At 72.8% G+C, this 12,795-nt stretch carries 11 protein-coding genes; 2 read left to right on the top strand and 9 right to left on the bottom strand.

The window, feature by feature from the left end; all coding sequences use genetic code 11:
* Positions 1-111: 111 nt before the first annotated feature.
* Entirely contained in the window at positions 112-1,317 is a 1,206-nt protein-coding gene (locus HHX37_RS23260; RefSeq protein ID WP_182886738.1) for a cytochrome P450 family protein, read from the top strand.
* Between the two features lie 4 nt (positions 1,318-1,321).
* Here the strand turns inward: HHX37_RS23260 and HHX37_RS23255 are convergent, their stop codons facing one another.
* The 9 genes from HHX37_RS23255 to mfd form a co-directional block, all read right to left on the bottom strand.
* Positions 1,322-2,407 (bottom strand): HAAS signaling domain-containing protein, encoded by a 1,086-nt coding sequence (locus HHX37_RS23255; RefSeq protein ID WP_182886737.1) that lies wholly within the window; start codon positions 2,405-2,407, stop codon positions 1,322-1,324.
* Positions 2,404-2,733, bottom strand: a complete 330-nt coding sequence (locus tag HHX37_RS23250; RefSeq protein ID WP_117410517.1) for a PadR family transcriptional regulator — start codon at positions 2,731-2,733, stop codon at positions 2,404-2,406. Before HHX37_RS23250 ends, HHX37_RS23255 begins: the two co-directional genes overlap by 4 nt.
* Before the next feature lie 239 nt (positions 2,734-2,972).
* Entirely contained in the window at positions 2,973-3,905 is a 933-nt protein-coding gene (locus HHX37_RS23245; RefSeq protein ID WP_182886736.1) for a Ppx/GppA phosphatase family protein, read from the bottom strand.
* Positions 3,902-4,465, bottom strand: coding sequence for a DUF501 domain-containing protein (locus tag HHX37_RS23240; RefSeq protein ID WP_182886735.1), 564 nt, complete (start codon positions 4,463-4,465; stop codon positions 3,902-3,904). Before HHX37_RS23240 ends, HHX37_RS23245 begins: the two co-directional genes overlap by 4 nt.
* Before the next feature lie 104 nt (positions 4,466-4,569).
* Positions 4,570-5,043 carry a septum formation initiator family protein gene (locus HHX37_RS23235; protein ID WP_310738353.1) on the bottom strand — a complete coding sequence of 158 codons (474 nt, stop codon included), beginning with the start codon at positions 5,041-5,043 and terminating at the stop codon, positions 4,570-4,572.
* Between the two features lie 138 nt (positions 5,044-5,181).
* Entirely contained in the window at positions 5,182-6,462 is a 1,281-nt protein-coding gene (gene eno, locus HHX37_RS23230; RefSeq protein WP_117410519.1) for a phosphopyruvate hydratase, read from the bottom strand.
* An 82-nt stretch (positions 6,463-6,544) separates the two neighbouring features.
* Complete coding sequence (locus HHX37_RS23225; protein WP_182875627.1) at positions 6,545-7,534, bottom strand: MazG family protein; 990 nt, start codon at positions 7,532-7,534, stop codon at positions 6,545-6,547.
* Between the two features lie 34 nt (positions 7,535-7,568).
* Complete coding sequence (locus HHX37_RS23220) at positions 7,569-8,207, bottom strand: SurA N-terminal domain-containing protein (protein WP_133306213.1); 639 nt, start codon at positions 8,205-8,207, stop codon at positions 7,569-7,571.
* 53 nt (positions 8,208-8,260) lie between these two features.
* On the bottom strand, positions 8,261-11,770 hold the full coding sequence (gene mfd, locus HHX37_RS23215) for a transcription-repair coupling factor (RefSeq protein WP_182875625.1): 3,510 nt from the start codon (positions 11,768-11,770) through the stop codon (positions 8,261-8,263).
* Positions 11,771-11,999: 229 nt separating this feature from the next.
* On the opposite strand from mfd, the gene HHX37_RS23210 reads away from it, so the two are divergent.
* Positions 12,000-12,731, top strand: coding sequence for a methyltransferase domain-containing protein (locus HHX37_RS23210; RefSeq protein ID WP_182875624.1), 732 nt, complete (start codon positions 12,000-12,002; stop codon positions 12,729-12,731).
* Positions 12,732-12,795: the final 64 nt, after the last annotated feature.

Genomic DNA, 12,795 nt, shown 5'->3' with positions numbered 1-12,795 from the left:
ACGCCTGGGAACCGGCACGCTCGGCCCGCGTGAGGGCGGGTGTCAGGAGGTCGCGCACCGAGAAAGATTCCGATCTTTTCCGCGGCGGCGGAGGTGGGTACGTATCGGCCCGTGTCCACCGACTCATGCCCCCCGCTGTTCGGCCCCGCCTTCGACGCCGACCCCTATCCCGCCTTCGACTGGCTGCGGCGCAACGCGCCGATCAGCCGCGTGCCGCTGCCCGGCTGCGAGGCATGGCTGGTCACGCGGTACGAGGACGCCGTCGCCACGCTGACCCACCCGTCGCTCGCCAAGGACCCGGCCGCCGGTTCGCCGGAGTGGCAGGCGGCCGGTCTCGGCCTGCCCCTCGATCACCGGCCGTCGCTCGCCCGGCACATGATAAACGCGGACGGGGCCGACCACGCGCGGCTGCGCCGTCTCGTGAGCGCGGCCTTCACGCCCCGGCGGATCGCGGGGCTGCGGGCCCGGGCGCTGGAGATCACCGACGACCTCCTCGACCATCTCGACGGCCCGGAGGCGGACCTGGTCACCGGCCTCGCCTATCCCCTGCCGATCGCGATCATCTGCGACCTGCTCGGAGTGCCCGAGGAGGACCGGGCCGTCTTCCACCGGCACGCCTCCGTGATCGACTCCGCGGCGGCGTCCGAGGTGGAGGAGATCGCCCGGGCCACCGACGGCCTGGAGGCGTTCCTGGACGACCTGGTCGAGCTCAAGCGGTCGAGGCCGGGCAACGACCTGCTCACCGACCTCGTCCGGCGGTCCAACGAGGGCGAGATCGACAAGGACGAGCTGACCTCGACCGCGTTCCTGCTGCTCGTCGCGGGTCACGAGACGACGGTGGCGTTGATCGGCAACGGCCTCCTCGCGCTGCTGCGGCATCCCGCCCAGGCCCGGGCCCTGCGCGACGATCCCGCCCTGCTGCCGGACTACATCGACGAGATGCTGCGCTACGACGGCCCCGTACGGAACGCCACCTGGCGCTTCCCCACCGAGCCGGTGGTGATCGGCGGCCAGGAGATGCGGCCCGGAGAGCCGATCCTCGTCTCACTGCTGGCCGCCAACCGGGACCCCGGCGCCTTCGCCGACCCGGACACATTCGCGCCGGGGCGGGTCGGCGAGCCGCACCTCGCCTTCGGCCGGGGCCCCCACTACTGCATCGGCGCCGCCCTGGCCAAGGTCGAGGGCGAGGCCGCGATCGGCAGGGTGCTGCAGCGCTTCCCCGATCTGACCCTCGCCGTCGACCCGGCCGAGCTGCGGTGGTGGCCGAGCATGATCATGCGCGGCCTGTTCTCGCTGCCGGTCCGGCTGCGCGCCTGACCCGTCAGTCCCCCTGGCGGCCCGGCTTCGGCTTCGGCTTCGTCGGGGACGGGGCCGGTGACGCGGCGGAGGGTTCGGGTGTCGGGGTCGCCTCCTCGCCGCCGTCGCCCGGGGTCGCCGTGACCGCGGGACCCGGCGTGGCGGTGGCGGTGGGACCCGGCGCGGCGGTGGCGGAGTCGGAGGCGGCGTTGGGGGCGCAGTCGCGCTCCCGGGCCGCCCGGGGGTCGAACGGCGTCAGCGGCAGGGGGTAGGCGTTGCGGAGCGGCGGCTCCCCCTCGCAGGGAATGACGAGCATCTGCCCGAAGTCCTCCGGCCGCAGGGTGAGCGGCCTGCCGTCCTGGTCGTAGAGGCGCACGTCGCGCAGCGGAGTGCCGTCCGCGGCGTACGGAAGGATGTTGTAGACCGGACCGCCGTCCAGAGTGGCGGCCCGCTCGATCATGACCGATCGCCCAGGCCCCACGGCGGCGGGGCCGGGACCGTAGTCGAAGGACACGTTCATCGGCGACGTGCTCGACGCGTCGGCCATGGCGGAGATCACGAGGACCACCGCCAGCACGTTGGCCCCGGCGAGCAGCGTCCGCCCCCAGCCCCTCGGCCCGGTGCGGGCGTGCCGGCCCAGCCAGACGGAGGCCCAGACGACGGTGAGGGTGAACACCCAGGCCACCAGGTCGCCGGGGACCAGCCCGGGCGTGGTCAGGGTGGCGAGCACGGCCAGCGCGATCGCGTAGCCGCGCAGCACCCACCAGGCCGGGCGCAACTCGGGGAGGAAGGCGGCCGCCTGGCGGTAGGGCGGCAGGCCCAGCATCCGGGTGTGGGCGCGCCGGGCCGCCCCGGCCGTCCTGGAGCGCAGCCGGCCGCGCCGGGAGGTCGCGGCGCCCGCCGGCCGGCCGCCGTAGGCGGCGCGCAACTCGGCGGCGTACGCCTCCGGGGCGCCGAGGCGGTCCTCCAGGGACAGTCCCGGCTCGGCCGCGACCTCCGAGATGTGGTCGTGGAGGTCCTCCAGCAGGGTCTCCCGGTCCTCCGGGGGAAGATCGGCCAGTGCCTCGCGCACGGCGTCGGCGTACGCCTTGGGCGTCAGGGGGGAGTTCATGCCGATGCGACCTCCTTCAGCAGGTCGTTCATGGTGGCGGCGAACGACGTCCAGGTCGTCGCCGAGTTCCGGAGGAGCGAGCGGCCGACGTCGTTCAGGCCGTAGTACTTGCGGTGCGGCCCCTCGTCGGAGGCGACCACGTAGGAGTTGAGCGCTCCGGCCTTGAAGAGCCGCCGCAGGGTCCCGTACACGGAGGCGTCGCCGACGTCCTCCAGCCCCGCCTCGCGCAGGCGGCGTACGACGTCGTAGCCGTAGCTGTCACGTTCGGCGAGCACCGCGAGGACGGCCAGGTCGAGGACCCCCTTGAGAAGCTGGCTACTGTCCACGCACCGCAGAGTACTACGCAATGCGTAATAGCTACAAGATCGAGCCCTGCGCATGCCGGAGCAACCGGTGCGTGCAAGAGCGACCCGTGCGCCGCAGCGGCCCGTGCGGGCGGCATGAGCGGTCAGGTCCCGCGCCCGCCGGGCACGCGCCGGTCAGCCACGCGGCACACATCGCGGCGCACGCGCCGGTCAGGCGAGGACCTGCGTGGGCCGGAGGCGGAGCTGCGCCTCCCGGCCGGTCAGGCGAGCGACCAGGCGATCCCGTCGAGGATGTCGTGCTCACTGACCACGACCTCGGTGAAGCCGTACCGGCGGACGATCCGGTCGAGGATCAGCGCGCCCACGCCGATCACGTCCACCCGGCCCGGGTGCATCACCGGTACGGCCGCCCGCTCGTCGTGGGTCATGCGCAGCAGGCGTGCGGACACCTCGTGGACCCGCTCGGCGGGGATCCGCGAATGGTGGATGCGCTCGGGGTCGTAGGCGGGCAGGTCCAGCGCGATCCCGGCGACCGTGGTGACCGAACCGGCCAGGCCGACCAGCGTCCGCGCCGTACGGACGGGGACGTGCTCCTCCACCCGGTCCATGGCCGCCTCGATGTCGGCGACGGCGGCCGTCACCTCCCCGTCCGCCGGGGGATCGGCCCGAAGGTGCCGCTCCGTGAGCCGTACGCACCCGATGTCCACGGACAGCGCGCCCTCGACGCTCCGGGAGCCGACGACGAACTCGGTGCTGCCGCCGCCGATGTCGACCACCAGGTACGGCGTCTCGGCGGCGGCGCCGGCGCGGGCGAGGCCCCGGGTCGCGCCGGTGAAGGACAGCCTGGCCTCCTCGTCGCCGGAGACCACCTCGGGCTCCACGCCGAAGATCTCCCGCACGCCGGCCGTGAAGTCGGCCCGGTTGGCGGCGTCCCGGGTCGCCGAGGTGGCGACCACCCGGACCGGCACCGCCTCACCCGCGGCGTGCTCCCTGATCAGCTTGGCGTACCCGCGCATGGCGGTGAACGTGCGCTCCAGCGCCTCGGGCGCGAGCCGTCCCGTCCTGTCGACGTCCTGGCCGAGCCTCACGATCTCCATCCGGCGCTCGACGTCCGTGAGGTCGTCGCCGGAGATGTCCGCGATGAGGAGCCGGACCGAGTTGGTCCCGCAGTCGATCGCCGCCACCCGCCTCATGCCCGGGTTCCCCCGTCGGTGCGCGTCTCCTCGTCCGTCACGCAGGGTCCGTCGGCCCACCACCGCGGCAGCGCGTCCAGGGCCTCCCGGCCGAAGGGGTTGACGCCGGGCGCCGCCAGTTCGTGCGCGACCAGCGCGTGCAGGCACTTGACCCGGCCGGGCATCCCGCCCGCGCTCTGCATGTCGCGGGGCAGCGGCTCCATGCCCTCCTCGCCGGCCGCCCGGTCGCGGCGGTCGAGGTAGTCCTCGTGGGCCGCCCGGTACGCCTCGGCCAGTTCGGGGTCCTCTGCCAGCCGGGCCTGCATCCGCTTCATCAGCCCGGACGACTCCAGCGTGCCGATGGCCGAGGCCGCCTTGGGACAGGTCAGGTAGAACAGGGTCGGGAACGGCGTGCCGTCGGGCAGCCGCGGCGCGGTCTCCAGCACGTCGGGCAGCCCGCAGGGGCACCGGTGCGCGACGGCCCGCACCCCGCGCGGGGGACGCCCGAGCTGCGCCCGCGCCGCCGCCAGGTCCACCTGGTCCACCTGGTCCGCCACGTCGATCTCCTCGCCCTTCACCATGCCTGCCCCGATGCCCGCCCCGATGCTCCGCCACGGTGCTCCACCGCGGTGCTCCGGCACCGTGCTCCGGCCGCGGTGCCCGCGCGCCGGTCCGGACGCCGGTCTCATCCCACCGACGGCGCCGGGCTCTTCTGCCGCCCCACGGAGGTCGCGGGACTCGGCCGCGCCGCCGGTGCGGCGGGCCGTCCCCTTTCGGACCCTCTGTCCGCCGCCTCGAAGGACCGCCAGAGCGTGACGTACCACGCGGGCCGCTCCGGCGGCCTGCTCCCGGCCTTCGCGGCGGTCGAGCCGGCCGCCTCCTCGTCGAGCACCTGGTAGCAGTCGGCCCCCGGCTCGCAGTAGAAGAGCCGTTCCTTGGCCAGGCGCTTGATGTACTCCGGGTCCTCCAGCCGGCGGCGCCGCTCCTCCAGCTTCTGGAGCTTGCTCAGCGCGTTCGCCTGCTGCGCCTCCAGCTGGGCGATCTGCCGGCGCTGGGCGACGTACTCCCGGGCGGGGTAGGCCAGGCTCATGGCGATGGCGCACACGACGACCGCGAGGATCGCCGCGCGCCCGGTGAGCTGCGGCCGCGTCGCCGCCACCGAAACCACCCCTCCCGGTCGGTGCTCGCACAGGCCCGGTCACGCCGGGTGCGGCGCGGCGGGGTGCCGCGCCGCCCGTCCGTACGACGCCGGGCCGGGCCGCCCGCGTTCGCCGCAGGCTACCCCGTCACGCCGCCGTTATCCCTTGAAGCGCGGGAAGGCGGAGCGACCGGCGTACCGCGCCGCGTCGTCGAGCAGCTCCTCGATGCGCAGGAGCTGGTTGTACTTCGCCACGCGGTCGGAGCGGGCCGGGGCGCCGGTCTTGATCTGGCCGCAGTTGGTGGCCACGGCGAGATCGGCGATCGTGGTGTCCTCGGTCTCGCCGGAGCGGTGGCTCATCATGCAGCGGTAGCCGCTGCGGTGGGCGAGGTCGACCGCGTCGAGGGTCTCCGACAGCGTGCCGATCTGGTTCACCTTCACCAGCAGGGCGTTGGCCGCGCCCTCGCCGATGCCGCGGCCGAGCCGCTCGGGGTTGGTCACGAACAGGTCGTCACCCACGAGCTGGACCTTCGCGCCGAGGGACGTGGTGATGGCCTTCCAGCCCTCCCAGTCCTCCTCGTTCAGCGGGTCCTCGATGGAGACCAGCGGGTAGGAGCGGACCAGGTCCTCGTAGAAGGAGATCAGCTCGGCGGACGACACGCCCTTGCCGTCGATCGTGTAGACGCCGTCGTTGTGAAACTCGCTCGCCGCGACGTCGAGCGCGAGCGCGATGTCCTGGCCCGGGGTGTATCCGGCCTTCTCGATCGCCACCAGGATCAGGTCGAGCGCGTCGCGGTTCGACGGCAGGTTCGGCGCGAAGCCGCCCTCGTCGCCGAGGCCGGTGGCGTAGCCCTTCTCCTTCAGCACGCCCTTGAGCGTGTGGTAGGTCTCGGCGCCCATGCGCAGCGCCTCGGAGAACGTCTCCGCCCCGATCGGCGCGATCATGAACTCCTGGATGTCCACGTTGGTGTCGGCGTGCGCGCCGCCGTTCAGGATGTTCATCATCGGCACGGGCAGGATGTGCGCGTTCGGGCCGCCGATGTACCGGAACAGGGGCAGGTCGGCGCTGTCGGCGGCGGCCTTGGCGACGGCCAGCGAGATGCCGAGGAGCGCGTTCGCCCCGAGGCGGGCCTTGTTGGGCGTGCCGTCGAGGTCGATCATCGTCTGGTCGATCAGACGCTGCTCCTCGGCGTCGAAGCCGATGATCTCGTCGGCGATCTCGTCGGTGACGCCGAGGACGGCCTTCTCGACACCCTTGCCGAGATAGCGGCTCTTGTCCCCGTCACGCAGCTCGACGGCCTCGAACTGGCCGGTGGAGGCGCCGCTCGGAACGGCGGCGCGGCCGGTGCTGTAGTCGTCCAGCAGTACCTCGACCTCGACCGTGGGGTTCCCACGGGAATCGAGGATCTCGCGGGCGGTAACGGCCTCGATGGCAGCCACGAACGCTCCTAGCAAAAAGACGGGCGGTTTGCGACCAGAGCCTATCGGTCTCCACCACCCCGCATCGCGGAGGGGCTCGGGTTCACGGCGTGTCCCGCGGCTCCCCGTCCTGCCCCTCGCCGGCCTCCCACTGCTCGACGCGCCGCCGGTACTCCCTGGCCGCCGCCCTGAGCTCGGCCTCGGGGTCGAGCCCGTCCTCCTGGACCTTCCGTACGAGCGCGAACAGGCGGGCCCCGGCGCCCGCGGTGAGGCCGTCGGCGAGCGAGGCGGGCGCTCCGGCCCGGCCGGCCCGGCGGAGCAGCTGGGCGGCCAGGGAGATCGCGGGCTGGCCCATCGGCACGCCGCTGAGCGCCGACGCCGTCTCGCCCTTGGCGGCGCGCTCGGCGGCCTTGATCGTCTCCCAGTTGTCGCTGACCTCTCCGGCCCCGGTCACCCGGACGTCGCCGAAGACGTGGGGATGCCGGCGCACCAGTTTCTCCACGATGCCGGCGGCCACGTCGTCGACGTCGAAGCCGCCGCCCTCGGCCGTCCGCTCCTGAGCCACCCGGGAGTGGAACATCACCTGGAGCAGCAGGTCGCCCAGCTCCTCCCGGAGGGCGGGGTAGTCACCCTGGTCGATGGTCTCGAGCACCTCGTAGGCCTCCTCGACCAGGTAGGGCGCGAGCGACTCGTGGGTCTGCTTGCGGTCCCAGGGACACTCGCGGCGCAGCCGGTCCATGACCTGGACGAGATCGAGCACCCGGGCGCCGGGAAGGTCGTAGGAGCCGGGGACCACCTCGATCTCCGGCGGGTCGTCCAGGGAGATCGCGGCGTGGCCGACGGCGCGCATGAGGTCCTCGTCGCCGTCCTGGGCGGCCAGCCACACCACCGTCCCCGTACGGCTCTCGCGGGCGAGCGCGCCCGGGTCGGGCGTCACCACCTCGACCGGAACGCCGGCCTCGTCGAGATAGGGCAGACAAGGATGATCCGGACTGCCGGTGAGCACCCGGCCCCGGGTGAGGGCCCGCCACGCCGCGGGAGCGAGCAGGCCCGGGGCGACCCGGGGCGAGGTGGTCACCACGATCAACGACATGCCCTCACCCTAACGACCGGTGAGCGGCCACCGCTCAGCCGGCGGCCGGCGGCGCCTCCGCGGGGTTCGCGGGGGGCGCGACGGGCGTGTAGGCGCCGAAGCGGTCGTCGGCCACGAAGCCCTGCTGGGGGTCGTACTTGCCGTACCTAGGGCTGTACTTCACCGGGACCGTCGCGTCTGCCTCCTGGAGCACCTTCTGCCCCGCGGCGGCCTGGCTCTCCTGGTCCTGGCCCGCCCCGGCCTGCTGGGCCAGCTTCGACCGGATGATGTAGGCGCGGAGGAAGGCACGGCTCTGGTCCCGCGGGATGCCGTTGGCCAGCAGCACCTTGTCGAACTGCGTCCAGCCGCCCTGGGCCGTGGCGAGGTCGTCGATGTCCCGGTCGCTCACGGCGACGCCCTTGCGCCGGCCGAGCTCCTCGAACTGCCTGCTGAAGGTCATGTTGAGCAGCACCATCTGCGGCAGCGAGGCGGGGAGCTGGAGCTGCTCCTCGGGGATCTTGTTCGCGGCGAGGTCGGCACGCAGCGCGCGCACCTCGTCGTTCACCTGGCTGGAGGTGATGCGCTCGTTGCCGATGATGGCCGCGGAACCCGCCTGCACCGGGCCGCCGCAGGCGGTCATGGCGATACCGGCCGCCGCCAGCGTCACGGCGACGCGCACTCGATACGACTTCACGGACAATCCTCCCGAACGACACCGGCCAGGCGTGGTGTTGACGATTTCGCGGGTCACTGTACCCGCATCGGCTCCAGGAACAGGGCCTCGACCAGGTCCCCGCACCATTTCAGCAGGTCCAGGTCGCGCAGCGGCTGCCCGCCGATCGGCTTGGTCTTGGGCACCGGCACGAGCAGGGTCCCGGTGGCCTGCTTCCACAGGGACCGGGGATAGAGCCGCTGCAGCCGCACCTGCTGGGAGTCCCTCAGCTCCACCGGGGCGAACCTGATCTGCTGACCCTGCAGCGTCACGTCCGTCAGCCCGGCCCGGCGCGCGTTGATCCGGAAGCGCGCCACCTCCAGCAGGTTGTCCACCTCCTGCGGCGGCCTGCCGTACCGGTCGGTGAGCTCGTCGCGGACCGCCGCGATGTCGTCCTCCGAGCCGATGGCCGCGATCCGCTTGTACGCCTCCAGCCGCAGCCGCTCGGAGGTGACGTAGTCGTGCGGCACGTGGGCGTTGATCGGCAGCTCGACCTTGACGTCCGGCCGCTCCTCCGTCTGCGTGCCCCCCGTGAGCTTGGCCTTCTGCTCCTGGACGGCCTCGGCCATCATCCGGACATAAAGGTCGAAGCCAACGCCGGCGATGTGCCCGGACTGCTCCGCGCCGAGGATGTTGCCGGCGCCGCGGATCTCCAGGTCCTTCATCGCGACGTACATGCCGGCGCCCATCTCGGTGTGCTGGGCGATCGTGGCGAGCCGCTCGTGCGCGGTCTCGGTCAGCGGCGACTCGGGCGGGTAGAGGAAGTAGGCGTACCCCCGCTCGCGGCCCCGGCCCACCCGGCCCCGCAACTGGTGGAGCTGCGACAGGCCGTAGTTGTCGGCCCGGTCCACGATGAGCGTGTTGGCGTTGGGCACGTCCAGGCCCGATTCGACGATCGTGGTGCACACGAGCACGTCGAAGTTGCGCTCCCAGAAGTCCACCATGATCTTTTCGAGCTGGGTCTCGTTCATCTGCCCGTGCGCGACCGCGATGCGCGCCTCCGGCACCAGCTCGTGCAGCCGCGCGGCCACCTTGTCGATCGTGCGGACCCGGTTGTGGACGAAGAACACCTGGCCGTCGCGCATCAGCTCGCGCCGGATCGCCGCGCCGATCTGCTTCTCGTCGTACGGCCCGACGAAGGTGAGGATCGGGTGCCGCTCCTCCGGCGGGGTGAGGATCGTCGACATCTCGCGGATGCCGGTGAGGCCCATCTCCAGCGTCCGCGGGATCGGCGTGGCCGACATGGCGAGCACGTCCACCTGCGTGCGCATGTGCTTCATGGCCTCTTTGTGCTCGACGCCGAACCGCTGCTCCTCGTCCACAATGATCAGGCCGAGGTCCTTGAACCTGACCTCCGGCGACAGCAGCCGGTGGGTGCCGATCACGACGTCCACCCCACCCGTACGGAGGCCGTCGAGCGTCTCCCGCACGTCGGCGTCGGTCTGGAACCGGGAGACCGGCTTCACCGTGACGGGGAAGCTGGCGAACCGCTCGCCGAACGTCGACAGGTGCTGCTGCACCAGCAGCGTCGTCGGCACGAGCACGGCGACCTGCTTGCCGTCCTGCACCGCCTTGAAGGCCGCCCGCACCGCGATCTCGGTCTTGCCGTAGCCCACGTCGCCGCAGATCAGACGGTCCATCGGGACCGCCCGCTCCATGTCGCGCTTGACCTCGTCGATCGCTTCGAGCTGGTCGTTCGTCTCGGCGTACGGGAAGGCGTCCTCCATCTCCCGCTGCCACGGACTGTCGGGGCCGAAGGGGTGGCCCGGGGAGGCCATCCGGGCCGAGTAGAGCCGGATCAGCTCGCCCGCGATCTCCCTGACCGCCTTCTTGGCCCGGGTCTTGGCCTTGGCCCAGTCGGCGCCGCCCATCCGGTTGAGCGTGGGGGCCTCGCCGCCGACGTAACGGGTGACCTCGTCGAGCTGGTCGGTCGGCACGTACAGCCGGTCGCCCCTGGCGTACTCGATCACGAGGTACTCCCGGGTCGCGCCCTGGATGGTGCGCTGCACCATCTCGATGTAGCGGCCCACGCCGTGCTGCTCGTGCACCACGTGGTCGCCGACCTTGAGCTGGAGCGGGTCGACCATGTTGCGGCGGCGCGACGGCAGCCGCCGCATGTCCTTGGTCGAGGCCTTCTGCCCGACCAGGTCGAGATGGGTCAGCACGGCGACGCCGGGCGCGATGAACCCGTGGTCGATCCGCCCGGTGGTGACCTGCACGACGTCGGCGGGCAGCGGGCCGTCGAGGGACGGCACCAGCCGCGCCGCCACGTCCACGCCCCGGAGCAGCTCGACCATCCGCTCGGCCGGGCCGTGTCCCTCGCTCAGCAGCACCACGGCCCGGCCCGCGCCGAGCCAGCCCTTGATGTCGGCGAGCGCGCGCTGCGTGTCGCCCCGGTACGCCTCGACGTCCTGGGCCTCCAGCTCGACGCCCTCCCCGAAGGGGGCGATGCTCCACCACGGCTGGCCGAGCTCACGGGCGTGGTCGCGCACCTCCTCCAGCGTCCGGAACGAGGCCGCCTCCAGGTCGATCGGGGCCTCGCCGCCGGCCGCCGCGGCGATCCACGACGCCTCCATGAACTCCTGGCTCGTACGGACCAGCTCGACGGCCCGGCCGCGGATGCGCTCGGGGTCGCAGACGAACACGGCCGCCCGCACCGGCAGGTGGTCGAGCAGCAGGTCCATCGACCCGGCGAGCACGGGCGCGAACGCCTCCATGCCCTCGACCGGCACGCCCTCGGCGAGCTGGTCCAGCACGTCCTTCAGCGCCGGGTGCTCCTCCCCCAGCTCGCGGGCCCGCCGCCGGACGTCGTCGGTCAGCAGCAGCTCACGGCAGGGCGCGGCGAACAGGCCGTCGCGCGCGACCTCCAGGGAGCGCTGGTCGGCCACCTTGAACCAGCGGATCTCCTCGATCGTGTCGCCCCAGAACTCCAGCCGGAGCGGGTGCTCCTCGGTCGGCGGGAACACGTCGAGCAGGCCGCCGCGCACGGCCACCTCGCCGCGCTTCTCGACCATGTCCACCCGGTGGTAGCCGTTCTGCACCAGCCGGACCACCACGTCGTCCAGGTCGGCGTCGTCGCCCGCGTGCAGCCGTACGGGCGCGAGGTCGCCGAGGCCGGACACGATCGGCTGCAGCAGCGAGCGGACCGGGGCCACCACGACGCGCAGCGGCCCGGCGGCCGGGTCGCCCTCGATCGGGTGCGCCAGACGCCGCAGGACGGCCAGGCGCTGGCCGACCGTGTCGCTGCGGGGCGACAGGCGCTCGTGCGGCAGTGTCTCCCAGGCGGGGAAGACGGCCACCGTGCTCTCGTCGATCAGGCTCGTGAGCGCCGCCGCGAGGTCCTCCGCCTCACGCTCTGTCGCCGTGATGGCGAGCACGGGCCGTACGCGGGACAGCGCGGCCACGGCGAAGGGCCGCAGCGCGGGCGGCGCCACCAGGTCGGCGCCCAGTTGGGCGCGCGGATCGGCGGGCTGCCCGGCGGCGTCGAGCGCGGCGGCCAGCCTTGGTTCGGCGGAAACGAGGTCGAGCAGTCCGGAAAGAGACATCGATGCCTTCAAAAGCCCCGTGACAAAGACAGCCGGCGTGCGGACACGGGCCCGATCCACGAGACGATCCCGACCGGGCCGCGGCTACCAAGGCTACCCCGGTTTATCCGGCTCGCTCCGTCCGGCCGCCCGGGGCGCCCGGGGTTCGCGGTCCGCGGAGCCCTCGCCTCCCGCGACGGACGACGGCAAATGCGCAACGATGAGTCGTCAGGTCATTACTCTCGGTGTCATGACAGAGGTTCGGGTGTCGTCCGCCGACCAGGACGACGTGTTCAGTCAGCGGATCCGCGAACAGTGGACCGACCAGCTCGGGCGGCGGCTCGACATCCTCATCGCCGGGTGCGGCCGGGGCGGCGTGCTCGACGTCGGACGGTACGAGCCCAGGATGACGGGGGTGGACGAGGACCTCCCGGCCCTGCGGGCGCGCACCGCCGCCCGCGACGACCTGGAGGCGTCCTACCTGGGCGACCTGCGCCTGGTGCCGATCCCGCCGCGCTCCTTCGACGTCGTCTACGTGTCGTTCCTGCTCGAACGCATCCGCCACGCCGAGCTCGTCCTCGACCGGCTCGTCGCCGGGCTGCGCCCCGGCGGGCTGCTGCTGCTCAAGATGCGCGACCGCAGGTCGGCGTACGGCTTCTGCGACCGGACCATCCCCGGCTGGTTCCGGCGGACGGTGTGGCGGGCGTTCGCCCCGGCCGGGTCCGTGGGACCGCTGCCGGCGGTCTACGAGCCGCTGGCCTCGCGCGAGGGCGTCCAGGCGTACTGCCTGATGCGCGGGCTCATGATCGCGGAGGACTACTCGGCGGTGAGCGGTTCGGCCCGGCGGGGTCCGCACCCCACCCTGGTCGCCCTGGTCTGCCGGGCCGTGGCCGCGCTCTCGCGGGGCGGACTCAACGGCACCGAGGACGAGATCACCATGGTGATCCGGCGGCCCCAGAACCACTTCGCCCGCCTCATCTGACCCGCACCCGTCGCGGGATCGACAACACAAGGACCGGACGTCGCCGCCGATGTCCGGCCCTCGT

Source organism: Microbispora sp. H10885 (assembly GCF_014161415.1).
In the GTDB taxonomy this organism is placed as follows: Bacteria; Actinomycetota; Actinomycetes; order Streptosporangiales; family Streptosporangiaceae; genus Microbispora; species Microbispora triticiradicis.
This window is presented reverse-complemented; position numbering and strand designations above follow the sequence as displayed.